The sequence below is a fragment of the Halobaculum rubrum genome, assembly GCF_019880225.1.
GTDB classification, from domain to species: domain Archaea; phylum Halobacteriota; class Halobacteria; order Halobacteriales; family Haloferacaceae; genus Halobaculum; species Halobaculum rubrum.
The window spans coordinates 1,900,057-1,926,881 of the sequence record NZ_CP082284.1 but is presented as its reverse complement, the minus strand read 5'-3'; the positions used below and the strand labels follow the sequence as shown (position 1 = coordinate 1,926,881).

The window sequence follows — 26,825 nt, the reverse complement described above, 5'->3', positions numbered from 1 at the left end:
CATGGAGTACACTACCCTCGGCGACACGGGACTGACCGTCTCGCGGATCTGTCTGGGCTGTATGAGCTTCGGCGACCCCGACTGGCGCGACTGGGTGCTCGACGAGGAGGCGGGAACCGAACTCGTCGACCGCGCGGTCGAGTTGGGGGTGAACTTCTTCGACACCGCCAACATGTACTCCGACGGCGCCTCCGAGCGCGTCCTCGGCGACGCGCTCGCGGAGTACGACCGCGACGAGTTCGTCGTCGCGACGAAGGGGTACTTCCAAATGCGCGAGGACGACCCCAACTCCGGGGGCCTCTCCCGGAAGGCCATCCAACAGGAACTCGACAACTCCCTCGAGAGGCTCGGGATGGACACCGTCGACCTGTACCAGACGCACCGGTACGATCACGACACGCCGATCGAGCGGACGGTCCGGGCGCTCGACGAGGCCGTCCGCGACCGGAAGGCGCGCTACGTCGGCGCCTCCTCGATGTGGGCCCACCAGTTCGCCGACGCGCTCCACACGGCCGACGATCTCGGGCTCGAGCGGTACGTCACCATGCAGAACCACTACAACCTGCTGTACCGCGAGGAGGAACGCGAGATGCTCCCGCTGTGTGAGCGCGAGGGCGTCGGCGTGATCCCGTGGTCGCCGCTGGCACGCGGGTGGCTCGCCCGCCCGGTCGACGAACTCGACGCGACGACGCGCGGCGAAAGCGAGGAACACGCCCGCCGGCACCCGTACCTTGAGGGCGGTGGCGAGGAGATCAACGCCCGCGTCGCCGAGCTGGCCGAGGAACGCGGCGTGAAGATGGCCCAGATCGCCCTCGCGTGGCTGTTCGAGCAGGACGCCGTCGACGCCCCGATCGTCGGGACGACGAGCGTCGAACACCTCGAGGACGCCGTCGAGGCGCTCGACATCTCGCTGTCCTCCTCGGACATGGAGTACCTGGAGGAGCCGTACGAGCCGGTTCGGGTGTCCGGTCACGAGTGACGGCGCAGTTCGAATCGATCACGATTCGAGTTTAATCAAGAACTTTTGAGGCAGCATTTACCAACATTTATGTCAAATTGCTTCATTTTGTGTGGTATGTCCCGACATGGACGACGGACGTTCCTGAAGTTGAGCGGCGGCGTACTGGGCGGCATCTTCGCCGGAACGACGGTCACGGCAGCCGAGCGGACGGACCGGTTCATCGTGGAGACGAAGGGAGAGGAGACACCGACCGACCTAGAAGTCGTCTTCGACCTCTCGGAGATCGGTTACGCGGTCGTTCGCGCAGGCGAGTCGGAGTTGGAGCGGTCGAAGTCGGTCAAGTCGTTCGCACCGGACATCGAATTGGAGGGCGCGGACCCGTCAGTGGAGAGTCGGGCGTACGAGGGCGACCCCGAGAACGACGAGTTCTACTCGTTCCAGTGGGACAAGCAGGCGCTCGACGTTCCGACCGCCCACGAGACGACGAGGGGAGAGGGGACGCGCGTCGCGATCATCGATTCCGGCGTCGATGCGAGTCACCCCGACCTCGAGGTGAACACCGACATCTCGCAGGACTTCACGAGGGACGGTCTCGGCGCCGGCGTCCCCGGCGGCGGCGACCACGGGACACACGTCGCTGGGATCGCGGCCGCACAGACCGACGGGACAACCGGAGTCGCGGGCACTGCACCGGCGACTGATCTCGTTGACTTCCGAGTCTTCTCCGATTTCGGCGGGACGAACGGGGCGTTCTCGATCGTCGTGGCGGCCGTGCTGGCGGCCGCGAACGCCGACTGCGACGTGGCGAACCTCTCGTTGGGCGCGTACCCGATCCCCCGTGAGGGACTCGGGAGCTTCTATGGCGGGTTCCTCAACAAGGCGATGACGTACGCCAACAAGGAGGGGACGCTGCTGGTCATCGCCGCCGGGAACGATTCCGCCGACCTCCAGCACGACAAGAACCTCATCAGCCTCCCGAACGAGGGCGCGCAGGCGTTGTCGGTCGCCGCGACCGGACCGATCGGTTTCGCCGACGCGCTGGTCGCCGGGGAGGATCTCGAATCTCCCCCCAAGAGCCCCGCGTTCTACACGAACTACGGGACCAACGCGGTCGATCTGGGTGCCCCCGGCGGCGACGTTGACACGTCGCTGACCGACCCGGTCGATGGCGTCCCCGCGTACGCCTACGACTTCGTGTTCAACACGGTCACGACCGTACTGACCGACGACGACGGCAACTACGCCGGTTCCGTTCCCGGCTACGGCTGGAAGGCCGGCACGTCCATGGCCGCGCCGAACGTCGCGGGCGCGGCCGCACTCGTCAAGAGCGCCAACCCAGACTACAACGCGAACCAGATCGAGAGCGCGCTGGAGCGCGCCGCCGAGGTCCCCGACGACTACGACAAGACGTACTACGGATCCGGCTTCCTGAGCGTCGTCGACGCGCTGTGAGCGTCGCGGGGAAGCCGTAACCGAACCCCGAACCGGCGCCGATCCTCCCGTCACCGATCGCGTACCCGATAGCGGCCGGTGTCGCGCGAGCGATCTACTGTGGGCTGGCTGACCGACGGAACCGACGTACACCCCGGAAACCGCCGGTTAGCCACTCTACAACTAACAGGTAACCACTGTGATGCCATAACATGGTGCACGTAGAGACGGCGACGTTCGAGTGCGGCGGCTGTGGCACCTGCGCACCGTCGACGTGGATCGACTACGATCGACTCGGCTACCCGATCTGCCCGGAGTGCGATCGGCCGACCGGTCCGCTCGCCCGGCACAGTCGGATCGAACGACGTCGGCGACGAGAGATCGCACACTGAGTCGACCACACGCCGGCGACGAAGCGAACCGATGAGGGAGCCTGCATCGGCGAGGCGGGCGAGCGTGTGGACCAACCTCCCGGTGGGCCGGCGGCGACCGCCGCGTTGACGACGGATGCCGTTGAAGGGGTGATCATGGCCTGGACGGAGGTCGAGACGACCGAGCGGTACGACGAATGGGAGCGTACGGACGGCTACGCGACGCTTCGGGTGCGTGGACAGCCGGACGGCAGCTACGTCGTTCGGCTGGATCGCCTCGAACAGGCGCCGGACGGCCGCGAGTACCGCCGCGAACGCGTCGGCGACCGCGAGCGCGCGGGCGAGTTGCTGTCGGAGTGGAAGCGGACGTTCGATCTGCCCGGTGAGTGAACGCGGCCGTGACGGACCCGGCGGCGATCAGGTCTCGTCGTCCTGGAAGCGCTTCGTCGTCTCGACCAACGGGTGGCGCGCGTAGTCGACCACGTCGATGTCCGTGATCGACTGGAGCCCCTCCTTGCGGGCCGTCTTCTCCATGCCGAGTTCGACGTGGTCTGCGATCGCGATGACGTACGCGTCCATCTCCTCGATCCCGAGCCGGTGGGCCGCCATCACGCGGTGATGCCCGTCCGCGAGCACGAGCGTGCCGTCGTCCTCGAGCTCGCCGCTGGCGCTCGGGTTGTCGATGACGACCAGCGGCTCGGCGAGGCCGCGCTCCAGTTCGTAGCGCCGCCCCTCGAGTTCGTCGGCGTACACCCGCGCTTGCGTCGGGAGGAGGTTCGAAAGCGGGATCTCCCGTCGCTCCTCGCTGGTGGAGACGCCGTGGATCTCCTCGAGCGTGCGCATCAGCTTTCCCACCTTCTCGGGAGTCGCACGCTCGATCTGCGAGCGGATCACGTCGGTGTTAGAGATGATGCCGACGAGGTTGCCCGCGTCGTCGACGACCGGGAGCTTCTGAATGCCGGAGCGGAGGATGACCCGGGCGGCGTCGTTGACGTCCATCTCCGGGTGAGCGACGATGATGTCGTCGGTCATCACGGTGAACAGCGGCGCGTCGCCGTCGGCCGACAACAGGTCGCGCGCGGAGATGAACCCGACCACGGTCCGTCCGTCCGTGACGGGGAAGCCGTTGTGGTCGCTGTCGAGGATCCGATCGACGGTTCCCCCGACCGTGTCGTCGGGCGACACCGTTGCCACGTCCCGGGTCATGTACTCTTTGACCGCCGGGGCCGACAGCTCGCTCTGGCCGTCACTCATGTGATCGTAGTGCGGTTCGACCGGCCCCGGCGTAAGCGTTCCTCTCGGTGGACACGCGTCCCGCCGACCCGTCACCGTCGTCCGGCTCCCGGCCGATCAGTCCTCGTCGGGAAGGGTGAGGAGGCGGTCGGTGACACGGTGGGGCGTCTCCGGCGCGTCCTCGAGCGCCTCGAAGAACCGGCCGGCGATCGTGTCGTGGACGATCTCGGTGAGCGATTCCGTCGAGTCGTCGTCCACGTCCGCGAGGATGCCGAGGGAGACCTGCGCGCCCGCCATGTCGGCGTGGCCGCCCGCCGATCCCATCTGATCGAGGGCGTCGCGCAGCGTCTCGCCCAGGTCCAGGTCCGTGCCGCGGGTCCGTCCCGAGGCGTAGACGACGCCGTCGCGGTAGCCGTACACCAGGGTCGTGTGTACCCCCTCGATGTCGAGCAGGCGTTCGGACGCCTGCGCGAGCGCGTCGCGGTCGGATATCTCCCCGACACAGGACGCGACGACCGACCCGCGACGGTCGCGCGCTTCGATGGCACGCGCGAGCACGTCCAACACCTCGGAGGTGAGGCTCGGCGACTCCACCCGGTCGAGGATCTCCGAGTCAACGTGCGACAGCAGCGACGCCGCGGCGTCGAAGTCCGCCTCGCTCACCTCGCGGGTGAAGTCCCTCGTGTCGATCCGGATCCCGTACAGCAGCGCGGTCGCCACCTGCGTATCCGGCGTCAACCCGAACTGGTCGAGGTACTCGACCATGAGCGTGGACGTGGCGCCGACGTCGTCCCGAAGGTCGACGAACCCGGCGTCGATCGGCTCCCGCGGCGGGTGGTGGTCGACGACGACGACGGGCTCGATCTCCATCGGGAGCGAGTCGTTGACGCCCGGCCGCGAGTGGTCGACGAGCGCGAACGCCCCGAACTCCTCGCGGGGGTCGACCTCGGGGTCGAGCTGGCGCATGCCGATATCGAGGAGGTTGACGAGCGCGCGGTTCTCCTGGTGAGAGATGTCGCCGTAGTAGCATGCCACGGCGTCGACGCCGGCGAACTGCGCGATCCGAACCAGCGCGAGCGCCGAGGCGATGGCGTCGGGGTCGGGGTTGTCGTGGGCGACGACGGCGAGCGAGCCGTCGACCGAACGGAGCGTGCGAACCAGCCCGCGGAGCCGGTCGGCCGTCGCGCCCGTCGACACCTCGAGCACGCGGTCGGCGACGACCCCGATCGGGTCGATGACGCGGTCGGCAAGCTCCCGCAGCGCCTTGAGGTCCGCCTCCGTCGCGTCGTCGCCGGCGTACGCGACGACGACCGCGTCGGGGAACCGCTCTCCGGCGCGGTCGGCGGCCGTGAGGTTCGCCGTCGCCGACGCGCCCGCGACGACGACGAGGTCGGCGTGATCCGGATAGTTGTCGGGGTCGCGAGGGTCGGCCTCCAGCGCGGCGACGTGTTCGTCGCGCAGCGCCGAGACCCGCCCGCTGTCGTCGGTGATCACGTGGAGGTCGCCGGACCTGTCGGTCAGCGACGCGACGATGTCGTTGCCGACTGTTCCGCAGCCGAGTACCAGCCGACGCATTACAGTGGATGGTCGGTCCGAACCGGCAAAACCCTGCCGTCATCCGACTCCGACGCGTGCGGTCGCACCCGTCGCCTGCGGCCGAATCCACCGCTGCCGATCGCATTCGTCGCCGGCGGCAGTGGACGGCTACGTCGCACGGAACACGCGGAAGGGGACTGAACGAACGCGCCGAAGGAACCTCCGAAGCGGCCCGACTCGAATCGGTCCGTTCCGCCGGCTACGGGACGATCGTCGTCGCGACCGACTGTGCCGTCTCGATGACCGGCCCGAAGCCGGGCAACAACAGCACCGTCGCGACGGCGGCGAACACGATCGCGGCGTACAGCGCCGTCGGCGTCGAGCCGAGCTCGAACTCGCCCACGGCGTCGTCGAGCCACAGTGTCTTCACGACGCGGCTGTAGTAGAACAGCGATAGCGCGCTGTTGATGGCCCCGACGGCGGCGAGCCACCAGAAGCCGGCGTCGATCGCGCCCATGAACAGGAAGTACTTCGAGAAGAACCCGCCGAACGGGGGCAGGCCCGCCAGCGAGAACATGAACACTGACATGGCGACCGACGCCATCGGCGCCCGGCTCGCCAGCCCGGCGTAGTCGTCGAAGGTGCGGCCGACGTCCCAGTGTTCCGCGAGCGCGACGAACAGGAACGCGCCGGTGTTCATGAAGCCGTACACGAGCAGGTGCGCCATCGACGCGCCGAGAACGTCGCCGCCGGCGCCGCCACTGAAGGCGGCCAGGCCGATGAGCGCGTACCCCGCGTGCCCGATCGAGGAGTACGCGAGCATGCGCTTGACCTCCTCTTGGGTCGCGGCGGCGAAGTTGCCGAGCGTCATCGTGACGACCGCGAGCACCTGAAACAGGAGCACCCAGTCGATGCCGGCGTCCAGCGGGAAGCCGACGACGAACACGCGGAACGCGAGCGCGAAGCCGGCCGCCTTCGAGGCCGACGAGAGGAACGCCGAGACGGGCGCGGGCGCGCCCTCGTACGCCTCCGGCGCCCAGAAGTGGAACGGAACGGAGGCGGTCTTGAACGCGAAGCCGCCGGCGACCATCAGGATGCCGACGGCCGCGACGCCGGTGAGTCCCTCGACGCCGCCCGAGAGCGCGTCGTACACGTCGGGCAACAGGAGGCTTCCGGTCGCGGCGTACACCAGCGAGATGCCGAACGCGAACACCGACGACGACAGCGCGCCGATGAGGAAGTACTTCAGGCCCGCCTCGACGCTGCCGGCGTCGCGCTTGAGGAACGCCACCAGCGCGTACGACGGCAGCGAGGCGAGCTCGAGCGCGATGAACGCCACGGCCAGAGAGTTGGCCGCCGCCATCACCGCCATCCCGGTCGCCGCGAACAGCATCAGCGAGTAGAACTCCGCCCGGTGCGGGTGGTCGTGGAGGTAGTCGTAGCTCGCGACCACGACCAGCGCGGTCACGGCGGCGAACAGCGCCTGGAAGAACAGCGCCATGCCGTCGACGACGAGCGCGTCGCCGAACAGCGCGATGGCGCCGCCGGTCCCCATCTGCCCGGTCCCCGCGGAGAGGAACCACCCCGCCAGCCCGAGCGACGCCAGCGACCCGACGGTCGCGATGCCGGCCAGAAGCGCCGGCCGGGAGCCGTCGGGCTCGACGCTGTCGAGCAGGATCACCAGCAGTCCGGTCACTGCGAGCGCCAGCGCCGGCGCGAGCGCGGTCCAGGTGGGGAGCTGGTCGGCCTGCATGAGCACGGGCTCCATCAGGCACCACCCCCGACGACCGCGACCACCGGCTCGATCGCGTCAGTGATCATCTCGAAGAAGATGTCGGGCGCGACGCCGAGCGCGATGGTGCAAAGCAGCAGCACCGCGAGCGGCGCCACGTCGTGGAAGCGCGCGCGGCGCACCTCGTAGTCCGTCTCGAGGGAGAACTCCCCGAACAGCGTGCGCTGCATCGCGAACAGGAGGTAGCCGGCCACGATGACGATGCCGAACATCGCCGCCGCCGTGAACAGCGGCGCCGACGGGATCACCGTGGAGGCGAACGCCCCCTGGAAGATGAAGTACTCCGCGGCGAAGCCGGCCATGAGCGGGAGGCCCATGTAGCCGAATGCGCCGGCGACGAGGATGCCCACCGTGATGGGCATCCTGTCTGCCATCCCGGACATGTCGCCCACCATGCGCGTGTGGGTGACGTTGTAGATGACGCCGACCGCCATGAACATCAGCCCCGAGATGAGGCCGTGGGCGACCATCTGGAACGTCGCGCCGCCGATCCCCAGGCCCGTGTACGCGATGAGCCCGAGGATGACGTACCCCATCGACGAGACGGAGGAGTACGCGACGATGCGCTTGAGGTCCTGCTGGGCGAGCGCGAGCATCGCGCCGTAGATGACCGAGACCACCGCGACCGCCGCGATGACCGTCGCCACCAGCGGGCGCGTCGCCACGTCGGGCAGCATCGTGAAGTTGAACCGCAGCAGGGCGTACGTCCCCATCTTCAGGAGGACGCCCGCCAGCATCACCGACACCGGAGTCGGCGCCTCGACGTGGGCGTCGGGCAGCCACGTGTGGAACGGAACGACGGGCACCTTCACCGCGAAGCCCGCGAACATGGCCGCGAACGCCGCGAGCTTCAGCGCCGCCGGGTCGAGCCCGACGGAGCCGCTCAACTCCCCGGCTTGCAGCGACTGCGTGATCTCCGGCAGCCCGAACGAGCTGATGGGGAGGTTGAATACCAGCGCCATGAAGCCGATGAACATGACGAGGCTGGCGATGTTCGTGTACACGAAGAACTTGATCGCGGCGTACTTCCGGCGCGGGCCGCCCCACACGCCGATGAGGAAGTACATCGGGACCAGCACGGCCTCCCAGAAGACGAACCACAGGAAGAAGTCGAGCGCGGTGAACACGCCCAGCAGGTTCGCCTCCATGAACAGCATGAGGCCGTAGAACTGCGACTGGCGCGTGTCGATGGGCGTCCACGCCGACACGATCGCTAGCGAGGACAGCACCGTCGAGAGAACGACCAGCGGGAGGCTGATGCCGTCGACGCCGACGAACCACTGGAGCTCGTAGCCGGCGACCGTCAGCCAGTCGAGTTGGGTTTCGTAGGCGATGCTCCCGGCCATGAGCGCGTTCCCGCCGGCGTCGAAGCCGGCCCACATGTACAGGCTCCCGACGACCGGCAGGAGGCTCAGCGCGAACGCGAGCTTCCCTGCGTACTCGTCGGGCGCCAGCATGACGACCAGCGCGGCGAGGAACGTGACTCCGATGAGTGCTTCGATAATCACAGTAACCACCCCCCGAGAACACCGAAGACGACAAGCAGCGCCGTCAGTCCCAGCGTCACCAGCGCGGCGTAGTTACTCACGACGCCGGTCTGGATGCGCCGGATCCGCGAGCCGGAGAACAGGCTCACGCTGGAGACGGCGTTGACGGCGCCGTCGACGACGCCCTGATCGAAGGTGTCCGCGGCGCGGGCGACGGGGAGGACGACCCGGTTCGCGAGGTACACCTGATACTCGTCCTGGTAGTAGTTGTCGTACAGCAGGTCCTTGACCGAGCCGAGCTTGTCCGTGTGCTCCTCGGGCGTCGGCACGGCGTACAGCTTGTACGCCACCACCAGGCCCGCGAGCGCCAGCCCGAGCGACACCGCCGCGCCCAGGAGGACCGTCGTCAGCTCGGTGCCGATGTACGCCGAGGAGTACGGGTCGATCTCGGCGTAGTGGTGGACCGTCAGATCCGAGAAGCCGCCGTCCAGCCACGAGTGCAGGAAGTCCACGTGCGCGCCCGTGAGGACGCGGACCGGCGCGAGGTTGACCGCGCCCGCGACCGTCGCGAGGATGCCCAACACCGCCAGTGGCCCCTTCACGTTCCAGCGCACCGACGCCGGCGACTCCGCCTGCTCGGTGCGGGCGTCGCCGTGGAACGTGAGGAACACCATCCGGAAGGTGTAGAACGCGGTGACCGGCACCGCCAGCAGGCCGAAGACGTACCCGACCAGCAGGAGCGGCTGTCCGGCCAACCCGTGAGTGAGCGAGTAGTAGAGGATCTCGTCTTTCGACCAGAAGCCGGCAAAGGGGAAGATCCCCGCCAGCGCCAGCGACCCGGCGAGGAACGAGTAGTAGGTGACGGGCATCTTGTCCTTCAATCCGCCCATGTCCCACATGTTCTCGTTGTGGTGCATCGCGAGGATGACCGAGCCGGCGCCCAGGAACAGCAGCGCCTTGAAGAACGCGTGGGTGAGCAGGTGGAACGTCGCGGCCACGTAGCCGCCCGCGCCGAGCGCGAGCATCATGTAGCCGTACTGCGAGATAGTGGAGTACGCGAGCACCTGCTTGAGTTCCCGCTTCACGATGCCCATCGTGCCGGCAAACAGCGCGGTGAAGCCGCCGACGAGGGCGATGACGCCCAGCGCCGTCGGCGAGACCGCATAGAAGCCGTACATCCGTGCGACGAGGTACACGCCCGCCGCGACCATCGTCGCCGCGTGGATGAGCGCCGAGACCGGCGTGGGGCCCTCCATCGCGTCGGGGAGCCACGTGTGCAGCGGGAACTGCGCGGACTTGCCGATCACGCCGCCGAGCACGAGCAGGCCGACGACGGTGAACCACGCCTGCGGCCCGAGGCCGAGGAACGTGTTGGCCGTGAACTCACCCGCCAGCGCCTGTTCGGCCAGCACCGGGAAGCCGGGCGCGGCCTCGGTGCCGACGAACTGTGCGGTGCCGAACGTCGCGAACACCGCGACGACGCCGACGAGGAAGAAGTAGTCGCCGAAGCGGGTGACCAGGAACGCCTTCTTCGCGGCCGACGGCGGGCCGGGCTCGCGGAAGTGGAAGCCGATGAGGAGGTACGAGCACAGCCCCACCAGCTCGAAGAACATGAACGCCATGAGCAGGTTGTCGGCGACGACGAACCCGAGCATCGACGCCGTGAACAGGCCGAGGCCGGCGTAGTACCGCGGGAGCCCGGTCTCCCCGTCGTCGTTCATGTAGCCGAGCGAGAACACGTGGACCAACAGCGCGACCAGCGTCACGATGACGAGCATCATCGTCGACAACGGGTCGATGAGGACGCCGAACGTCAGTTCGAGGCCATCGCTGCCGGGAACCGCCCCCGCCGCCCACGCGTAGATCGTTTCGTCGTACACCTCGCCACCCGCCACGGCGGCGGCCATCGCGATCGACAACACCAGCGACCCGGCGGTCGCCGCGATGCCGGGGATGGCGCCGCCCTTCGGGAGCAAGTCGCGCCCCGAGAGGGCGGTCCCGAGCGCGATCAGGAACGAGAGGAACGGGAGCAGTACGATGGCCGGCGCGAAGTCGAAGATTCCTGCCATATGTTACCACCTCATCGTCGTCGCTTCGGTCACGTCGATCTCGTTGAAGTTGCGGTACAGCACGAGGATGATCCCGATGCCGATGGCGACCTCGGCGGCCGCCAGCGCCATCGTGAACAGGCCGAACGTCTGACCCGTCACGTTGCCCCAGTAGTAGGAGAACGCGACGAGGTTGATGTTGGCCGCGTTGAGCATCAGCTCGACCGACATCAAAAACAGCAACGCGTTCCGGCGCGTGAGCAGCCCGAACACGCCGATGCAGAACACGGCGGCCGCCAGAAGCAGGTAGTACTGCGGCGGCACCATCAGTCGTCACCCCCCCGGAGCGTGTCGCGGATCTCCCGACCGCCGTCGGCGAGCACGCCGCCGATCCGGCCGTCCTCCTCGCGCTTCGCCAGGAACACCGCCCCGTCGATCGCGACGTCGAGCACGATTGCGATGAGGACGAACGCCACGACGAAGCCCTCGGCCGAGACGACCGTCTCGGAGATGACGTCCGTGTCGACGTTGAACATCGCGTAGCCGATGCTCGCGGTGATCGACGCGCCCTCGGGGAACCCGGCGGGCTCGCCGAACGACGCCTGCAGGAACACGATCGCGAGGACGGCGAACAGCGCGACCGCCGCCAGCCCGGGCAGCAGATGCCCCCCGAGTTTCAGCCGCGGTCGCGAGCCGGCGTCGCTCACGCGTCGGACACCCCACGTTGCTCCGGTTCAGCATCTCTGCGCACCAGCATCACGGCGAACGTGATGAGGATCAGGACCCCGCCCACGTAGACGAGGATCTGCATGGCGGCCAGCAACTCCGCCTGCAGCATCACGTAATGCACCGCGACGCTGAGGAGCGCGGCCCCGAGGAGGAGTGCGGAGTGCCACACGTCCTCGACGAGGACCACGCCCAAACTGCTCCCCACGGTGACGAGGGCGAACAGTGCGAACGCGATAGTCTCTACAACCATTACGCGACACTCCCGTCGGAGTCCGTTTGAAGGTTTCGAGAACGTTTGCGCGTGTGTGGATGCGCGTGTGCGAGTTTCGGAGCACTCGGCCGGATCGTTTTTATATGAGATTGCGGCGAGTCCACGAGCGCGGCGTCGCCCCGTCGAGGGATCGACTCCGACTCGGGCGGGGTCGCTCGGGACGCCGCCGGATCCGCCCAACGGTCCGGGTCGTCACCGGCACGTGGGGCGATCAGGCCGTCGATCAGATTCCGAGCGGATCGGCCACCCGGACTCTCGACGAGGTGTGGGCCGTCCCGGGGAGAAGCACATCGCTCTCGAGCGAGCGCGTCGAAGGAGAACCCGGCACGAGCGCCGGAACCGCGGCCGCATCGGCAACTGCGACCGGCTACTGGTAGTCGATCTCGCCGTCGCCCTCGCCGACCCACGCGCCGCGGTCGGGGTTGCGCGAGTTGAGCGGGTCGATCCCCTTGTACCAGGGGACGTTCTTCAGCTGCTCTTTGTTGTAGACGAACTCGTCTTTCGTGTCGGCGGTGAACTCGAAGTTCTGCGTCAGCAGGATCGCGTCCACCGGACACACCTCCTCACACAGCCGGCAGTAGATGCACTGCCCGATGTGGAGGTTGTACTGTTCGCCGTTGCGCTGGTCGTCCTGCACGATCTGGATCGTGTCGTTCGGACAGACGTTCTCACACTGGCGGCACCAGATGCACCGCTCCTGGGAGAACTTGTGGACCCCGCGAAAACGCGGGCTCACCTCGGGCGCGACGTCCGGGTACTCAACCGTGAACGTCGTGCCGTCCAGCGCGTGCTTCATCGTCGTCGCCATTCCTTTCAGGATTCCGATCATTGTTACGCGAGCACCCCCACGATGACCGCGGTGAGGACGAGGTTCGCAAACGCGAGCACCAGCATGCCCTTCCAGCCGATCTCGATGAACTGGTCGACGCGAAGCCGCGGGACCGCAGAGCGCAGCCACTGGGTGAACAGGAAGAACGCCCAGATCTTCGCGGTGAACCAGACGATCCCGAGCGCCGCCGGGCCGGGCCCGGCCGGGCCGCCGAGGAACAGCGTCGCCGCGATGGCGCCGCCCAGGAAGATGTGGATGAACTCGCCCAGGTAGATGAGCACGAAGTAGACGGAGGAGTACTCCGTCTGGTACCCGGCGACGATCTCGGTGGGCGCCTCGGGGATGTCGAACGGGTTCCGGCCGACCTCGGCGACGTTCGCCACCACGAACAGCACGAACGCGAACGGGTTCACGAACGCGAACCACTGCGGGATCGTGACGCCGGCGACCGAGATGAACGCGACCTGCTGGGCCTCGACGATCGCGCTCATCTGGAGCGTCCCCGTGAACAGCACGACGGAGACGCCGGTGACGATGAGCGGGATCTCGTAGGCGATGTTCGAGGCGACGGCGCGGAGGCCGCCGAGCAGGCTGTACTTGTTGTTCGACGCGTAGCCCATCATGATCAGCCCGAGCGAGGCGATCGAGGAGGCGGCGAACGCGAACGCCAGTCCCGTCTCGGGGTCGGCCAACTGCAGGCCGCTGCCCATCGGAATGACTGCGAAGCCGAGCAGCGCCGAGAACGGGATGAGGAGCGGCCCGAGGTCCCACGCGGGGCGGTCGGCGCCCTCGGGGACGATCAGCTCCTTCGAGAGAAGCCGGACCGCGTCGGCGACGATGACGAACAGGCCGAACGGCCCGATCCGGTTGACCGCGATGCGGTCGGTGAACGCCGCCGTGATCTTCCGTTTCGCCCACGGGCCGGCGAAGGCCGTGTTGATGAGCAGGAAGTTGGCGATGAGGAACGCGCCCAGCAGCGCGGCGACGACCTCGCCTGCGATCCCGTAGGCGTTGAGTCCCAGGAGGTTCGCGATGGTGTCGGGGAGCATCCCCTGTTGGAGCGGGACCGCCCCGGTCATCTGTCCACCTCGCCGAGGACGATGTCCAGGCTACCGAGCGCGGCGACGAGGTCGGGCACGTACTCGCCCTCGGCCATCTCGGGCAACGTCTGCAGGTTCGAGAAGCACGGCGACCGGATCTTGAAGCGGGCCGGCTTGTCCGTGCCGTCCGAGCGCATGTAGATGCCGAGCTCGCCTTTGGCGCCCTCGACCGCGCGGTAGATCTCGGTGTCGTCGTCCGGCTTCAGCGTCCGCGGGACGTTGGCCTGGATGGTGCGGTCCTCCTCGGGCCAGTCCTCGAGCAGGTCGATGCACTGCTCGATGATCTTCGCGGACTCCTCGACCTCACGCAGTCGCACGAGGAGGCGGCTGTAGTTGTCGCAGCCGTCCTCGGTGACGACGTCCCAGTCGAGCTCGTCGTAGTAGCCGTACGGGTCGTCGCGGCGGAGGTCGTAGTCGACCCCCGAGCCGCGGGCGACCGGCCCGGTCGCGCCGTAGTTCTTGGCGACCTCCGGCGGCAACACGCCCGTATCGATGGTGCGCATCTGGAGGATCTCGTTTCCGGAGATGAGGTCGTGGTACTCCTCCAGCGCCTCCGGGAGGTCCTCGAGGAAGTCGCGGGTCTTTTCGAAGAACTCCTCGCGGGGTTCGGGCAGGTCCCAGACGACCCCGCCGAGGCGGAAGTAGTTGAACATGAGCCGCTGCCCGGTCAGGTCCTCCAGGATGTTCTGGACCTTCTCGCGGTCCCGGATCGCGTACATGAAGATGGCGGTGAAGTCGCCGTACACGTCCAGCGCGAACGTCCCGACCGCGAGCATGTGCGCGGCGATCCGGCACAGCTCCGCGCCCATCGTCCGGATGACCTGCGCGTACTCCGGCACCTCGATGTCGGCCATGTCCTCGGCCGCGCGCGCGTACGCCCACTCGTTGAGCAGGCCCGCCGAGATGTAGTCCCAGCGGTCGGGGTACGGCATGATCTGGTGGCGATAGGTGCCGTTCTGGCAGATCTGCTCCTCACAGCGGTGGAGGTAGCCGATGTCGGATTCGACGTCGGCCACCTGCTCGCCGTCGAGCGTCGTCTTCAGGTGGAGGACGCCGTGGGTCGCGGGATGGTGGGGACCGATGTTGAGGAACATCGTGTCCGCGTCCTGCTCCGAGCGGGTATCCTCCTGCAGCGGGTTCGCGTTCTCGCGAAGCGGGACGACCTGCGGGCGGTCCTGATCGTAGTCGGCCGCAAGGGGGTGACCCTGCCACGTCTCGGGGAGGAGGATGCGGCGCAGGTCGGGGTGGTCGTCGTAGTCGATGCCGACCAGATCGTACGCCTCACGCTCGTGCCAGTCGGCCGTCCGGAACACCGGTTCGGCCGATTCGCTGACCGGGTTCTCCCGGTCGGTGGGGACGACGACGCTGACCTCCTGGGTCGGGTCGTCGAACTTCTTCAGGTGGTAGATGGACTCGTAGCGGTCCTCGTACTCCTGAGCGGTGACACACGAGAGGTGGTCGTAGCCGGCCTCGGTTTTCAGCGTCGAGAGCACGTCCTGCACCGCGTCCGGGCGGATCACGTAGCCGGGCGCGTTCAGGTGCTCCTCGCGACCGATCACGCGATCGCCCAGCAGCTCGGCGAGCTCGTCGGGGGACTGTTCCTCGACCGGTGCCGGCGCGTCCGGCTCGGGTTCTTCTAAACTCATGGTTACGGGGAGTCCGCCCAGTTGTACCGCATGACGAGGTCCTCCTCGTCGATCTCCCGTGCGAGCTGGTCGACGATCTCGTCGCGGTCGAGGTCGCCGAACTGCTCGAGCTCGTAGGGTTTCACCGTCACCGGCGACGACTCGCCGTTGGCGATGCGCTCCTGGAGCTTCGCCACGCCGTACACCAGCGCCTCGGGGCGCGGCGGACAGCCGGGGACGTGGATGTCGACCGGGATGACCTCCTCGGCGCCCTTGATCACGTTGTAGCCCTCCTGGAACGGGCCGCCGGAGATCGTGCACGAGCCCATACCGATGACGAACTTGGGCTCGGGCATCTGGTCGTACACGCGCTTCATCCGCGGCGCGAACTTCGAGACGATCGTCCCGGGGACGATGATCACGTCGGCCTGTCGCGGCGACGCGCGCGGCACACCGGCGCCGAAGCGGTCGAGGTCGTGTTTGACCGCGTAGGTGTGCATCATCTCGATGCTGCAGCAGGCGATCCCGAACTGCAGCATGAACATCGAGGAGCCCCGCACCCAGTTCATGAACTTGTCGAACTTGGTGAGGATGAACGGCGAGGAGCCGAACGCCTCGCGCAGCTTCGAGTTGAAGCGGTTGTCCTCGCCCGTCATCCGGGCGTCCCGGGTGTCGGTCAGTACCTGGCTGTCGTCCGTGACGAACGGTCTGTTGTCGCTGCTCATATCAGGAACGCTCCGTCTTCTGTCTCGCCGCACGCGGGCTGGAAACCCACTTCACGGCGCCCTGTCGCCACGCCCACACGAGTCCGACGACCAGTATCCCGATGAAGATCAGCATCGGAAGCAGCACCGTCGTCAACCCGACGCCCGCCTCCAGCGCGGGCCCGTAGATGACGGCCCACGGGAAGATCAGAACGGTCTCGATGTCGAACACGACGAACAGCAGCGCAACCATGTAGTACTGGATGTTGAACTGGATGCCCGTCGCCGACCCCGTCGGGATCTCACCGGACTCGTAGGTGGCGCTCTTGCCCTGTTCCGGCACGCTGGGGCGGAGGAGTGCGGACACCGTCATCATCGCAAGGGGGATGCCCACGCCCATCACCGCCAACGCGCCGATCGCTATCCATGCATTCATACCGGGTTCTCCGTATCATACGCCGGTTTGGCGGCCCCACAGATAAGTGCTTCACTTACGCGTGCACGCGCGGAACCGCCCCGAACGCCCCGATCGGAGTCGAACCGCCGGCCCGGTCGGCGAGGTGGGCGCCCTGCCTACGTCTCGTCCGAGCGGGACGTGCGGAACCTCTCGACCCCGAGGTCGTGGAGGTCCGCGGACACCTCGGCGACCCCACCCTTCAGGTTCTCGTGGTACTCGATCAGTCGCTCCTCGACCTCGTCGTGCTCCCGGGCGAGGATCTGTGCGGCCGACAGCGCCGCGTTGAACGACTTGCCCGCGTCGACGGCGACGATGGGCGCACCCGTCGGCATCCCGATCACCGAGTCGACGGACTTCTCCTGGACCGGCACGCCGATCACCGGGATCGGATACGCGAGGCTCGCGGTCATGTTCGGCAGGTCCGCCGACTTCCCGCCGGCCCCCGCGATGATAACGTCGAGGCCGCGGTCGGCGGCGGTCTCCCCGTACGCGTACATGAGTTCGGGAGTGCGGTGGGCGGAGACGACGTACGCCTCGTAGGTGAACCGCACCGCCGGCGGGTCGTCGAAGTCGGTCTGTTCGGCGAACCCCAGCTCGTCGAGCGCGTCGAACGCGCCCTGCATGGTGTCCAGATCCGAGTCCGATCCCATTATCACGCCCACGTCGGGGGTCGAGTCCGGGTCGACGTCGCTGGTCGCCTCCGATTCGAGTCGGTCGATGAGGTCCTGAACGGTTGTCATGGTCGGTCGGTTTCGTCGGTCGTCACTCGAAGGTCAGTCCGTCCCGCAGGTCGCGGGCGCGGGCGAGCAGGTCGTTGCGGGCGACGGTGTCGTCCGCTGCGGCGTCGCAATCGCGGTCGCCGTCGGCGCCGACGAGCGTCAGATGGCCCAGCTTCCGCAGCGGGCGGGCCTCCCGCTTTCCGTACCAGTGGAGGTTCGCGTTCGGCGCCGCGAGCACGTCGCCGACGCCCGACAGCGACGCCGGGCGCGGCTCGGGCACGTCGCCGAGAACGTTCGCCATCACGGTCGGCGCTCGCGCCTCGGCCGCCCCGAGGGGCCAGCCGAGGACGGCGCGAGCGTGCTGTTCGAACTGGGAGGTCGCCGCCCCCTCGATGCTCCAGTGACCGGAGTTGTGCGGGCGAGGGGCGACCTCGTTGACGGAGACAGTGCCGTCGGGCTCTTCAAACAGCTCCATCGCGAACACGCCCCGCCCGTCGAGCGTCTCCAGCGTGTCGAGCGCGACCTCGCGGGCGCGCTCGGCGACCGCCTCGGAACACCGGGCGGGCGCGACTGTCTCGCGCAGGATCTCCTCGCGGTGGACGTTCTCGACGACGGGGAACGCTCGACGTTCGTCGTCGCCGCGGACGGCCACGACCGAGAGCTCGCGCTCGAAGTCGATCAGCTCCTCGGCCATCGCGCCGTCGTCGCCGGCGCCGACCGCGGCCAGCTTGGCCTCGTAGTCGTCGCCCGGCTCGACGGGGAGGTTGCCGCGGCCGTCGTAGCCGCCGGTGCGGGCCTTCAGCATGCAGCCGTCGAAGCGCTCGACGGCGTCCGCCAGATCCGCGGCGGTATCGACGGCGACGAACTCCGGAACGGGGATCGCGGCGTCCGCGAACGTCCGCTTCTGGACGAGCTTGTCCTGGATCGTCCGCAGCGCGTCCGGCGAGGGGTGAACCGGCACGTCGTACTCCTCGCCGACCGACGCGAGCACGTCGGGGTCCGCGAGCTCGATCTCCAGCGTCAGCGCGTCGGCCCGCTCGGCCAGCTCACGGACGGCGTCGCGGTCGTCGAACGACCCCTCGATCTGCTCGGCGACGCGGGCGGCCGGACAGTCGGGGGTCGGATCGAGCACCACCACGTCGACGCCCAGCGGCGAGGCGGCCTCCGCGAGCATACGGCCGAGTTGGCCCCCGCCGACGACGCCCAGCGTCGGTCCGGGACAGGTCGGTGTCACGGGCGGCGGTTCGGCAGGTCCGCGAATAAATCTTGCTTCACGGCCCGATAACTGTACACGATCGTGGCTACCTCATCGACGATTCGACCCGGGTTCGAGCCCTTCGGTTCACTCGCGGGCGTCCGCGAGCGCCTCCTCGTCGATGAACACGACGATCCGTTCGGACCACAGCCGGAAGGCGTACTCCCGGGACTCGTAGCCGTCGAGGCGGGACTCCAGCTCCTCGGCGTCGTTGGGCTTGGCGATGACGACCGGCGGCATCTCCTCGGCCGGCGGGAGCCCCTCGTAGCGGGCCTCCGGCGGCGTCGAGGTGACGTTCGCGTCGTGGAGTTCGAGATACCACGGCGTCGGAAGCCGGGAGTGCCAGCTCGGTCCGCCGGGCGGCATCCGGTCGACGCTCGACTCGTCGGAGACGTACAGCCGCGTCCCGCGCCCGGTGCTCGTTCCCACCCACAGCACGTCGGCGCCCTCGTCGTTGTTTCGGGCGACGGCGCCGGCGTCCTGCAGCGCCTCCTTGTAGGCGTTCTCGGGCTGCGCCCACTGCAGCACCTGTTTGTCCTCCTCGGACGCGGAGTTCCAGTAGTCGGCGTTCGGGGCGGCGACGCCACCGACGGCCGCGAGCACGACCAACCCGGCGAGCGCCGCGGTGACGGCGTCCCCGCTCGCGACCGCACCCCGCACCGAGTCGGCGACCGAGGCGAGGCCCACCGCCGCGGGGATCGCCAGCGGGAGGACGATGTGGATCGCCGCCCACGGCGCCTGGATGTCCGTCGCGACGGGGTAGCCGACCAGCGACGCGGCGCCCCAGTACGTCGCGTACGCGACGAGCGAGCGGGTCCCCCGCGCCTCGCCGTAGCCGTCCGCGAGGAAACCCACGACCGCGAGCACGACGAGGACGCCCGAGCCGTACGCCAAGGTCTCCAGGATATCCCAGAGGTACGGGACGTACGGATGTCCCGAGTGGTCGCCGGAGGCCCACGTACCCCAGAACTTCTCGCCGGCCCCCCACGTCGCGTCGTGCAGCACCGACCCCAGCGTCGGCGCCGCGGCGTCGACGCCCGCGGTCCCGGCGGACGCCGACGCGACGCCCAGCGCCTGCCACAGGTCGGGGCGCGGCGCGTAGAAGAACGCGACGACCCCGAGGAACGTCGCGACGACGCCGACGGCGCCGAGCGGTCCCCAGACCGCGAGGTGGCCGAGGAAGCCGGCTTCCCAGCCCCAGTGTGCGTCCGGGTCGCGCTCGCGGACGCGACGCTCGATCCACCGTCTGGTTCGCGACCCCGCGGTCCACTCCTCGAGGAAGCGGCCGAGCGCGACCGCCTCGGCGACGAGGGCGTCCAGCGGCGACCCGGTCCGGCGGGCCGTCCGGACGAGGCGGTGATCGAGCAGGAGGACTCCGGCGCCGAGGAAGCACGCGAGATACACGAGCGCGTTCTCCTTCGCCGTGAATCCGAGCGCGAGCAGGGCGGCCGACCCGAACAGCGGGAGCGTCCGGCGCGTGTCGATCGCGTACACGACGAGCGCGAACGCGGCGACGGCGAACGAGCCGACGAGTACATCGCCGCGCATGAACCGACCGTAGTAGACGAGCAGCGGGTCGACCGAAAGCACCAGCGCGAGCGCGACCACCTCGCGATCGCGGAGCCGGTGCCGAAGCAGCAGCGCGACCAGCGGGAGTAGCCCGCCGACGAGGGCGACCGGGAGCCGCGCGGCGAAGTCCGAGGCACCGATCAGATCGAAGAGGGCGTTGTTGACGACGGGGAGGAACGGCCCGTGGATGATCGGCCGGTAGAAGAACTCGCCGGTGGCGTCGAACCGAAGGATCCAGTAGCCGACGCGTCCCTCGTCCCAGTGGAAGATCCGCTGCCCGAGCTGGACCGTCCGGAGCAGCAGCGACCCGACGACGATCAGGAGGACGGCGGCCCTCGCGGGGTCGTCGACGCGATCGCGGAGGGCGGCCAGCGGCGAGTCGTCGCCGCTGCTGGGCCCGATGCCGGCATCGACGGACGCGGCGTCGTCGCCGTCGCTCGGCCCCTCGGCGTCGACGGCGGCGTCCGAACCGACCGCGTCGGCGGGAGCGTCGCCGTCGCCCTCGGTCCCGTCGGGGGCGGACTCGTCCCCGCCGGCGGGGTCACTCATTGCGCAGCGGTCGCACGCCGCCGGTAACAACTCTTGTGGAATGGATCGTCGGATCCGTTCCGCATCGGACGCACCCGCCCGGACACATCCGCCCGGAACGGTACGCATTTCTGCGGGCCGGCCGTCGGCTCGCACAATGACCGAGACGACACTCGGCCTGGTGGTCGCGCGCTACTACGCGTCCATCGCCGAGGCCATGGAGGAGTCCGCCCGCGAGGCGCTCGCCGAGCGCGGCGCCGCCGTCGCAGAGACCGTCGACGTCCCCGGCGCCTACGACACGCCGCTGGCGGCCGACCGGCTGGCCCGCCGCAACGACATCGATGCCGTCGCCGTCGTCGGCACCATCGTGTCCGGCGACACCGACCACGACCAAGTGATCGGGCAGGCGATCGCGACGAAGCTTGCGGAGGTGAGCCTCGACCGCGACACGCCCGTTACCTTCGGCGTATCCGGACCGGGCCAATCGGGGGCCGAAGCGCGCGAGCGCGCCGAGAAGGGTGCCGAGGCCGCCGACGCCGCCGTGGATCTCGCGGAGGAGCTTCCCGCCCCGGAGGTGGCCGCATGAGTGGACAGGAAGCCGGCGACGGGTTCGCCTACGACTTCGCCGACCGCGTCGGCCGCGTCGAGCCGTCGGCGACGCTGGCCATCTCCAACGCCGCGAACGAACTGGAGGAGGCCGGCCACGACGTGGTCGACCTATCGGTCGGCGCGCCCGACTTCCCCACGCCCGAGAACGTCGTCGAGGCCGGCAAGGACGCGATGGACGCGGGCCACACGGGCTACACCTCCTCGAACGGCGTCCCGGAGCTGAAGGAGGCCATCGCCGAGAAGCTCCGCGCCGACGACATCGACGCCGACGCCGACGACGTGATCGTCACGCCCGGCGCCAAGCAGGCGCTGTACGAGACGGTCCAGACGCTCGTGGACGACGGCGACGAGGTCGTCCTCCTCGACCCGGCGTGGGTGTCCTACGAGGCGATGGTGAAGCTCGCGGGCGGCGATCTCGCCCGCGTCGATCTGGCTCCCCACGGGTTCTCGCTGGCCGACGGCCTCGACGACCTCGCGGCGACGGTCTCCGACGACACCGAGCTCCTGATCGTTAACTCGCCGTCGAACCCGACGGGCGCCGTCTACTCCGACGAGGGGCTGGAGGGCGTTCGCGACCTCGCCGTCGAGCACGATTTCGCGGTTATCTCCGACGAGATCTACGACGAGATCGTCTACGGCGTCGAGCAGACGAGCCTCGCGAGCCTAGACGGGATGGCCGACCGCACGGTCACGATCAACGGTTTCTCGAAGGCGTACTCGATGACGGGCTGGCGGCTCGGCTACCTGCACGCGACGGGCGACCTGGTGTCGCAGGCGGGCAAGCTCCACAGCCACTCCGTCTCGTGTGCGACGAACTTCGTCCAGCGCGCGGGCATCGAGGCCCTTCGCAACACCGACGAGTCCGTCGAGGAGATGCGCGCGGCCTTCGAGTCGCGCCGCGACATGCTCGTCGACCTGTTCGACGACCACGGCGTCGACGTGACCGTCCCCGACGGCGCGTTCTACATGATGCTCCCGGTGGCCGACGACGACTCCGCGTGGGCCGAGGAAGCGATCCAGGACGCGCACGTCGCCACGGTCCCCGGCTCCGCCTTCGGTGCGCCCGGCTACGCCCGCATCAGCTACGCCGCGAGCGAGGAGCGCCTTCGGGAGGGAATGCAGCGCCTCTTCGACGCCGGTCTCCTCGGCGACGACTGAGGAAGCGAGAAAGCGACGACACCGACTCCCCGCCGCGGGTTCTCGCGGGAGTCCGGGTTCGACGATCCCCGACGAACCACCGACAGCGACGCCCGTCCAACCGGCGAACGACGGCGCCCGTCCGGGCCTCGGGTGGGACTGAAAGGGGCCGCCGGTCTCGGCGAAGGCGCGGAGCGGTCAGCACCGCAGGCGAGGGAGCATAGCGACCGAGCCGAGGAGCGCGCCGCCCGCACCGAGTCGAGACCGGCGGGGGCTTTCGCGGTCGTGTTCACGGCGTCGATCGCCCCACCGATCGCGGGGCCCATGCTACCGCGTGGCGAGATTTTATCAGTCGCGCCGGAATCAACCGTGTATGGACGGGATCCACGACATCGGCGGGATGGACTCCTTTCACGAGCTCCCGCCGGACCAACCCGACGACGCCAGCCCGTTCCACCACGAGTGGGAGGGCGTCGTCCAGTCGCTGTACATCACGGGCCTCGGCTCCGACACGTTCGAACTCGACCGCTTCCGGTACACGCTGGAGGGCGACGACCCCGAGCGCTATCTGACGGTCCCCTACTACGAGCGCTGGCTGGGCGCCCTCGAGACGCTGTTCGTCGAGGCGGGCGTCGTCGACGCCGCGGAGCTTCGCGACCGTGCCGAGGCGATAGCCGCGGGCGAGGCCGAGGTGCCGGACGTGGATGATCCGGAACGCCTCCCCGCGCTGCTTGAGGGCGTCCGCGAGAAGTACCTGAGCCGCCGCGGCGACGGCGACCCGGCGTTCGCCGTCGGCGACCGAATCCGGGTGGCGAAGCGTCACCCCGCGGAACACACGCGGTGTCCGCGCTACGTCCGCGGCGCCGTGGGCGAGATCGTCGCCGACCGCGGCGCGCACGTGTACCCCGATGAGAACGCCCGGAAGGGAGGCGACGACGAGCGCGCCGAACAGCTGTACAACGTCCGCTTCGACGCCGAGGATCTGTGGGGAGAGGGCTGCACCGACGCCGACGGCCTGCACATCGAACTGTGGGAGCCGTACCTGATCGACCGCGAGGCCGAGTAGCCGACCGACCCCGAATCGCCGCGGGTCGAGGCGAACGCCTAAGCCCCCACACGCGTCACCATACCTCATGACCGACGACCACGGCACTCGCGACGACGACGCCGACCCGCCGTCCCACCCGGACCCGGAACTCCGCGACGAGATCGACCCGCAGGCGAGGGCGCGTGCGCTCCAGTCGCTGTTGACCGAGAAGGGAATCTTGAGCACCGACGCCGTCGACGAGGTGATCGCGACCTACGAGGGCGACGTGGGGCCGATGAACGGCGCCCGGGTCGTCGCGCGGGCGTGGACCGACCCCGAGTACCGCGAGTGGCTGCTGGAGGACGGTATCGAGGCCGTCGCCGACCTCGACATCTCCGTGAACGACGAGGTGATGGAGCTGCGGGTGATCGAGAACGCCCCCGACACGCACAACGTCGTCGTCTGCACGCTGTGCTCGTGTTACCCGTGGGCCGTGTTGGGGCTGCCGCCGACGTGGTACAAGTCGCCCGCGTATCGATCGCGCGTCGTGGACGAGCCGCGCGCGCTGTTGCGCGAGGAGTTCGACACCGACCTGGACGACTCGGTCGACGTCGAGGTGTGGGACTCCAACTCCGAGGTGCGCTACATGGTCCTCCCGCAGCGTCCCGAGGGAACCGAGGACCTGAGCGAGGCGGAGCTGGCAGAACTCGTCTCCCGGAACGCGATGATCGGCGTCGAGCGCCTCGGCGACGGCGGCGCCATCGCCTCCGACGGCGGCGCGCGGGCGGCGCAGGGCGACTCCGGCGCGGACGCGGGCGCCGGTGCGGACGCGAGCGCGACCGCCGAGTTCGACACCGCGGGCAAGCCGATCCCCCGCGTCGACGACGACGGCCCGACGTTCGCGGAGCCGTGGATGGCGCGGTCGTTCGCGCTCGCGGTTGCGCTCACCGACGAGGACGAGCCGGGCCGCGCGTGGGACGACTTCCAGCGCGAGCTCGTCGCCGAACTCGACGCCGACCCGGGCGCCGAGGACGGGAGCGACGCCGACTACTACGGGGCGTGGCTCGCGGCGCTGGAGCGCTTCCTGACCGAGCGCGACCTCGTCGACGAGGCGGACTTCTCCGCCCGCGCGACCGCGTTCGCCGACGGCGAGCGCAACGCCCACGAGTTCGTCGAGGGCGACCCCCACGCCCACGCCGACCAGTTGCCCGAGGGCCACGCGGACGGCTCGGACCACCACGGCCACGGCGACGATCACGACCACAGCCACCACCACTGATCGTCGCGGCCGCGGGGCGAACCGCTCGGCGCACGGAGATTTATCCCCGAGAGGGACCCAGCACCGGTATCGAATGCGCGTCGCCGACCTCCCGCTGGCCCCCGAGTACGTCGACCACTTCGAGCAGGCGGGGATCGCGGAGCTGTACCCGCCGCAGGTCGCGGCGGTGGAGGCGGGCGTCTGCGACGGCGACGACGTCGTCGCCGCGGTGCCGACGGCCTCCGGCAAGACGTTCGTCGCCGAGCTCGCGCTCCTGACGGCCGACGGCCCGGGGCTGTACGTCTGCCCGCTGCGCGCGCTCGCCCGCGAGAAGTACGAGGAGTTCGACGCGCTCCCGGGCGTCGACGCCGGCATCTCCACCGGTGACTACGACTCGGCCGCGAGCGATCTGGCGGATAACGACATTATCGTCGCGACCAGCGAGAAGGTGGACTCGGCCATTCGCAACGGCGCCGAGTGGGTCGACGACCTCGCGTGTGTCGTCGTCGACGAGGTTCACCTGCTCGGGTCGCCCGGCCGCGGCCCCACGCTGGAGGTGACGCTCGCGACCCTCCGCCGGCGGACGCCAGAGGTGCAGGTCGTCGCGCTGTCGGCCACGGTCGACAACCCCGAGGACATCGCGGCGTGGCTGGACGCCGAGCTGGTGGAGTCGACGTGGCGCCCGGTCGACCTCCGGGTGGGCGTCCACGCCGACGACGAGGTGCGGTTCGACGACGGCACCGGCTTCCCCTCACCCGTCGACGCCGACGACCCCACGAGCGACGCGGACACCGAGGCGACGGTCGACCTCGTCCGCGGCGCCGTCGAGGACGGCGGCCAGGCGCTGGCGTTCGTCAGCTCCCGGCGGGAGGCGGAGGCGCTGGCCGACCGATTGAGCGAGGAGCGCCTCGCGGCGGTCGCGGCCGAGGTGGACCGCGACGGCGACGACCACGACGCTTCGGTCGCCGACCCCGAACGCGCCGCCGCCGAGGTCGCCGAGGAACTCCGGGAGGCGGGCGGCACTGGAACCGGCGAGCGCCTCGCCGAGGCGGCCGCGTGGGGCGTCGCGTTCCACCATGCCGGCCTCTCCTCGGACCACCGCGCGCTCGTCGAGCGGGCGTTCCGCGAGCGCCGGCTGGCGGTCATCTGTGCGACTCCGACCCTCGCCGCCGGCGTCAACGTCCCCGCGCGGCGGGTGGTCGTGCGCGACCAGCGGCGCTACACCGGCGAGGGGACCGAGTGGCTCCCCGTGCTGGAGGTGCACCAGATGTGCGGACGGGCGGGTCGCCCGCACCTCGACCCGTACGGCGAGGCGGTGCTCGTCGCCGACGACGCCGACGGGCGGGAGGAACTGTGGAGCCGCTACGTCACCGCCGACCCCGAGCGGGTGGAGTCGAAGCTCCGCGACCCCGCCGCGCTCCGCACGCACACGCTCGCGCTCGTCGCCACCGGCCTCGCCGGGTCGCAGGCCGCGGTGCTCGACGCGCTCTCCGGCACCTTCTACGCCTCCCGGACCGCGAACCCCGACCTCGGCGGCGCCGTCGGCGACGCCATCGCGAGCCTCATCGACGACGGGATGCTGGCAGCGGCGGAGGCGGCGGAGGCGGGGGGCGGGACGGCGAAGGGGAGCGCCGGCGGCGACGGAGGCACCGGAGACGCCGGCAGCGGCATCGAGGCGACCGACCTCGGCGCGCAGGTGTCCCGGCAGTACGTCACCCCCGAGACGGGCGTCCGGATCGTGGAGGGGCTGGAGGCGGTCGCGGGGATGAACGACGAGGACGTGACCGAGCTGACGGCGTTCGAGATCGTCTGTGACACCCCGGACATGGTCGACACCTACCTCGGCAACGCCGAGCGCGCGGAGATCTACCAGTTCGCCCGCGATCGCTCGGCGGAGCTCACGACGGGAATGAGCGAGGCCACCGACTTCGAGGCGTGGCTGGAGTCGGTGAAGACCGCCCGGATCCTGACGGAGTGGGTCGACGGCGCGAGCGTCGAGGAGCTGGTCGAGGCGTACCGGATCGGCCCCGGCGACCTGGAGTCGCGGATCGAGCGCGCCGAGTGGCTGCTGGGGGCGGCCGACGCGCTCGCGGACGTGGTCGGCGTCGACATGCCGACCTTCGCGTCCGCGCGGTCGAAGCTGTGAGTC

25 protein-coding genes are annotated in these 26,825 nt (G+C 69.3%); 9 read left to right on the top strand and 16 right to left on the bottom strand.

All coding sequences use genetic code 11. The features are described from left to right. Position 1 precedes the first annotated feature (1 nt). From K6T25_RS09980 to K6T25_RS09965, 4 genes are all read left to right on the top strand, one after another. Positions 2-979: an aldo/keto reductase gene (locus K6T25_RS09980; RefSeq protein WP_222913691.1), complete on the top strand. Its 978-nt coding sequence runs from the start codon at positions 2-4 to the stop codon at positions 977-979. Positions 980-1,075: 96 nt separating this feature from the next. Continuing rightward, positions 1,076-2,413, top strand: coding sequence for a S8 family serine peptidase (locus K6T25_RS09975; protein WP_222913688.1), 1,338 nt, complete (start codon positions 1,076-1,078; stop codon positions 2,411-2,413). 191 nt (positions 2,414-2,604) lie between these two features. Then, positions 2,605-2,784, top strand: coding sequence for a hypothetical protein (locus tag K6T25_RS09970; protein ID WP_222913686.1), 180 nt, complete (start codon positions 2,605-2,607; stop codon positions 2,782-2,784). Between the two features lie 135 nt (positions 2,785-2,919). Beyond that, positions 2,920-3,153 (top strand): DUF7543 family protein, encoded by a 234-nt coding sequence (locus K6T25_RS09965; protein ID WP_222913684.1) that lies wholly within the window; start codon positions 2,920-2,922, stop codon positions 3,151-3,153. Between the two features lie 27 nt (positions 3,154-3,180). Here the strand turns inward: K6T25_RS09965 and K6T25_RS09960 are convergent, their stop codons facing one another. The 16 genes from K6T25_RS09960 to K6T25_RS09885 all read right to left on the bottom strand — a co-directional run bounded on the left by K6T25_RS09960 (position 3,181) and on the right by K6T25_RS09885 (position 20,666). Beyond that, positions 3,181-4,017 carry a CBS pair associated ParBc domain-containing protein gene (locus tag K6T25_RS09960; protein ID WP_225917728.1) on the bottom strand — a complete coding sequence of 279 codons (837 nt, stop codon included), beginning with the start codon at positions 4,015-4,017 and terminating at the stop codon, positions 3,181-3,183. 96 nt (positions 4,018-4,113) lie between these two features. Then, positions 4,114-5,571, bottom strand: coding sequence for a DHH family phosphoesterase (locus K6T25_RS09955; protein ID WP_222913683.1), 1,458 nt, complete (start codon positions 5,569-5,571; stop codon positions 4,114-4,116). Between the two features lie 220 nt (positions 5,572-5,791). After that, positions 5,792-7,300 carry an NADH-quinone oxidoreductase subunit N gene (locus K6T25_RS09950; RefSeq protein WP_222913681.1) on the bottom strand — a complete coding sequence of 503 codons (1,509 nt, stop codon included), beginning with the start codon at positions 7,298-7,300 and terminating at the stop codon, positions 5,792-5,794. Continuing rightward, a complete protein-coding gene (locus tag K6T25_RS09945; RefSeq protein ID WP_222913680.1) occupies positions 7,300-8,832 on the bottom strand; it encodes a complex I subunit 4 family protein in 1,533 nt (510 codons plus the stop codon). The genes K6T25_RS09950 and K6T25_RS09945 overlap by 1 nt, the downstream gene beginning before the upstream one ends. Beyond that, complete coding sequence (nuoL, locus tag K6T25_RS09940) at positions 8,829-10,880, bottom strand: NADH-quinone oxidoreductase subunit L (RefSeq protein WP_222913677.1); 2,052 nt, start codon at positions 10,878-10,880, stop codon at positions 8,829-8,831. Before nuoL ends, K6T25_RS09945 begins: the two co-directional genes overlap by 4 nt. A gap of 3 nt (positions 10,881-10,883) precedes the next feature. Further along, the gene (gene nuoK / locus K6T25_RS09935) at positions 10,884-11,186 is read right to left on the bottom strand and encodes an NADH-quinone oxidoreductase subunit NuoK (RefSeq protein ID WP_222913676.1); all 303 of its coding nucleotides are present in this window, start codon (positions 11,184-11,186) and stop codon (positions 10,884-10,886) included. After that, positions 11,186-11,566 (bottom strand): proton-conducting membrane transporter, encoded by a 381-nt coding sequence (locus tag K6T25_RS09930; RefSeq protein WP_222913675.1) that lies wholly within the window; start codon positions 11,564-11,566, stop codon positions 11,186-11,188. The genes nuoK and K6T25_RS09930 overlap by 1 nt, the downstream gene beginning before the upstream one ends. Further along, a complete protein-coding gene (locus tag K6T25_RS09925; protein ID WP_222913674.1) occupies positions 11,563-11,838 on the bottom strand; it encodes an NADH-quinone oxidoreductase subunit J in 276 nt (91 codons plus the stop codon). Before K6T25_RS09925 ends, K6T25_RS09930 begins: the two co-directional genes overlap by 4 nt. A 388-nt stretch (positions 11,839-12,226) precedes the next feature. Then, entirely contained in the window at positions 12,227-12,688 is a 462-nt protein-coding gene (locus K6T25_RS09920; protein ID WP_222913673.1) for a NuoI/complex I 23 kDa subunit family protein, read from the bottom strand. A 2-nt stretch (positions 12,689-12,690) separates the two neighbouring features. Further along, positions 12,691-13,767 (bottom strand): complex I subunit 1/NuoH family protein, encoded by a 1,077-nt coding sequence (locus K6T25_RS09915; RefSeq protein ID WP_222913672.1) that lies wholly within the window; start codon positions 13,765-13,767, stop codon positions 12,691-12,693. Next, entirely contained in the window at positions 13,764-15,434 is a 1,671-nt protein-coding gene (locus K6T25_RS09910; protein WP_222913671.1) for an NADH-quinone oxidoreductase subunit D, read from the bottom strand. Before K6T25_RS09910 ends, K6T25_RS09915 begins: the two co-directional genes overlap by 4 nt. A 2-nt stretch (positions 15,435-15,436) precedes the next feature. Further along, the gene (locus tag K6T25_RS09905; RefSeq protein ID WP_159667488.1) at positions 15,437-16,138 is read right to left on the bottom strand and encodes an NADH-quinone oxidoreductase subunit B; all 702 of its coding nucleotides are present in this window, start codon (positions 16,136-16,138) and stop codon (positions 15,437-15,439) included. A 1-nt stretch (position 16,139) separates the two neighbouring features. Beyond that, positions 16,140-16,553 (bottom strand): NADH-quinone oxidoreductase subunit A, encoded by a 414-nt coding sequence (locus K6T25_RS09900; protein WP_222913668.1) that lies wholly within the window; start codon positions 16,551-16,553, stop codon positions 16,140-16,142. A 137-nt stretch (positions 16,554-16,690) separates the two neighbouring features. Next, positions 16,691-17,314, bottom strand: a complete 624-nt coding sequence (purE, locus tag K6T25_RS09895) for a 5-(carboxyamino)imidazole ribonucleotide mutase (RefSeq protein WP_222913666.1) — start codon at positions 17,312-17,314, stop codon at positions 16,691-16,693. Positions 17,315-17,336: 22 nt separating this feature from the next. Beyond that, entirely contained in the window at positions 17,337-18,527 is a 1,191-nt protein-coding gene (locus K6T25_RS09890) for a 5-(carboxyamino)imidazole ribonucleotide synthase (RefSeq protein ID WP_222913664.1), read from the bottom strand. Positions 18,528-18,635: 108 nt separating this feature from the next. After that, positions 18,636-20,666, bottom strand: coding sequence for a flippase activity-associated protein Agl23 (locus tag K6T25_RS09885; RefSeq protein WP_222913662.1), 2,031 nt, complete (start codon positions 20,664-20,666; stop codon positions 18,636-18,638). Between the two features lie 136 nt (positions 20,667-20,802). On the opposite strand from K6T25_RS09885, the gene ribH reads away from it, so the two are divergent. The 5 genes from ribH (at position 20,803) to K6T25_RS09860 (ending at position 26,822) form a co-directional block, all read left to right on the top strand. Further along, positions 20,803-21,231, top strand: a complete 429-nt coding sequence (gene ribH / locus K6T25_RS09880) for a 6,7-dimethyl-8-ribityllumazine synthase (RefSeq protein WP_222913661.1) — start codon at positions 20,803-20,805, stop codon at positions 21,229-21,231. Beyond that, a complete protein-coding gene (locus tag K6T25_RS09875; protein ID WP_222913659.1) occupies positions 21,228-22,412 on the top strand; it encodes a pyridoxal phosphate-dependent aminotransferase in 1,185 nt (394 codons plus the stop codon). The genes ribH and K6T25_RS09875 overlap by 4 nt, the downstream gene beginning before the upstream one ends. Positions 22,413-22,764: 352 nt before the next feature. Further along, a complete protein-coding gene (nthB, locus tag K6T25_RS09870) occupies positions 22,765-23,457 on the top strand; it encodes a nitrile hydratase subunit beta (RefSeq protein ID WP_222913657.1) in 693 nt (230 codons plus the stop codon). 67 nt (positions 23,458-23,524) lie between these two features. Then, a complete protein-coding gene (gene nthA, locus K6T25_RS09865; RefSeq protein WP_222913655.1) occupies positions 23,525-24,697 on the top strand; it encodes a nitrile hydratase subunit alpha in 1,173 nt (390 codons plus the stop codon). A gap of 73 nt (positions 24,698-24,770) precedes the next feature. After that, the gene (locus K6T25_RS09860; RefSeq protein ID WP_222913654.1) at positions 24,771-26,822 is read left to right on the top strand and encodes a DEAD/DEAH box helicase; all 2,052 of its coding nucleotides are present in this window, start codon (positions 24,771-24,773) and stop codon (positions 26,820-26,822) included. Positions 26,823-26,825: the final 3 nt, after the last annotated feature.

What these genes read in the sequence shown, in the direction of transcription:
- K6T25_RS09980 (WP_222913691.1), top strand. Translation starts at nt 2, where the DNA reads ATGGAGTACACTACCCTCGGCGACACGGGACTGACCGTCTCGCGGATC.
- K6T25_RS09975 (WP_222913688.1), top strand. Translation starts at nt 1,076, where the DNA reads ATGTCCCGACATGGACGACGGACGTTCCTGAAGTTGAGCGGCGGCGTA.
- K6T25_RS09970 (WP_222913686.1), top strand. Translation starts at nt 2,605, where the DNA reads ATGGTGCACGTAGAGACGGCGACGTTCGAGTGCGGCGGCTGTGGCACC.
- K6T25_RS09965 (WP_222913684.1), top strand. Translation starts at nt 2,920, where the DNA reads ATGGCCTGGACGGAGGTCGAGACGACCGAGCGGTACGACGAATGGGAG.
- K6T25_RS09960 (WP_225917728.1), bottom strand. Translation starts at nt 4,017, where the DNA reads ATGAGTGACGGCCAGAGCGAGCTGTCGGCCCCGGCGGTCAAAGAGTAC.
- K6T25_RS09955 (WP_222913683.1), bottom strand. Translation starts at nt 5,571, where the DNA reads ATGCGTCGGCTGGTACTCGGCTGCGGAACAGTCGGCAACGACATCGTC.
- K6T25_RS09950 (WP_222913681.1), bottom strand. Translation starts at nt 7,300, where the DNA reads ATGGAGCCCGTGCTCATGCAGGCCGACCAGCTCCCCACCTGGACCGCG.
- nuoL (WP_222913677.1), bottom strand. Translation starts at nt 10,880, where the DNA reads ATGGCAGGAATCTTCGACTTCGCGCCGGCCATCGTACTGCTCCCGTTC.
- nuoK (WP_222913676.1), bottom strand. Translation starts at nt 11,186, where the DNA reads ATGGTGCCGCCGCAGTACTACCTGCTTCTGGCGGCCGCCGTGTTCTGC.
- K6T25_RS09925 (WP_222913674.1), bottom strand. Translation starts at nt 11,838, where the DNA reads ATGGTTGTAGAGACTATCGCGTTCGCACTGTTCGCCCTCGTCACCGTG.
- K6T25_RS09920 (WP_222913673.1), bottom strand. Translation starts at nt 12,688, where the DNA reads ATGATCGGAATCCTGAAAGGAATGGCGACGACGATGAAGCACGCGCTG.
- K6T25_RS09915 (WP_222913672.1), bottom strand. Translation starts at nt 13,767, where the DNA reads ATGACCGGGGCGGTCCCGCTCCAACAGGGGATGCTCCCCGACACCATC.
- K6T25_RS09910 (WP_222913671.1), bottom strand. Translation starts at nt 15,434, where the DNA reads ATGAGTTTAGAAGAACCCGAGCCGGACGCGCCGGCACCGGTCGAGGAA.
- K6T25_RS09905 (WP_159667488.1), bottom strand. Translation starts at nt 16,138, where the DNA reads ATGAGCAGCGACAACAGACCGTTCGTCACGGACGACAGCCAGGTACTG.
- K6T25_RS09900 (WP_222913668.1), bottom strand. Translation starts at nt 16,553, where the DNA reads ATGAATGCATGGATAGCGATCGGCGCGTTGGCGGTGATGGGCGTGGGC.
- purE (WP_222913666.1), bottom strand. Translation starts at nt 17,314, where the DNA reads ATGACAACCGTTCAGGACCTCATCGACCGACTCGAATCGGAGGCGACC.
- K6T25_RS09885 (WP_222913662.1), bottom strand. Translation starts at nt 20,666, where the DNA reads ATGAGTGACCCCGCCGGCGGGGACGAGTCCGCCCCCGACGGGACCGAG.
- ribH (WP_222913661.1), top strand. Translation starts at nt 20,803, where the DNA reads ATGACCGAGACGACACTCGGCCTGGTGGTCGCGCGCTACTACGCGTCC.
- K6T25_RS09875 (WP_222913659.1), top strand. Translation starts at nt 21,228, where the DNA reads ATGAGTGGACAGGAAGCCGGCGACGGGTTCGCCTACGACTTCGCCGAC.
- nthB (WP_222913657.1), top strand. Translation starts at nt 22,765, where the DNA reads ATGGACGGGATCCACGACATCGGCGGGATGGACTCCTTTCACGAGCTC.
- nthA (WP_222913655.1), top strand. Translation starts at nt 23,525, where the DNA reads ATGACCGACGACCACGGCACTCGCGACGACGACGCCGACCCGCCGTCC.
- K6T25_RS09860 (WP_222913654.1), top strand. Translation starts at nt 24,771, where the DNA reads ATGCGCGTCGCCGACCTCCCGCTGGCCCCCGAGTACGTCGACCACTTC.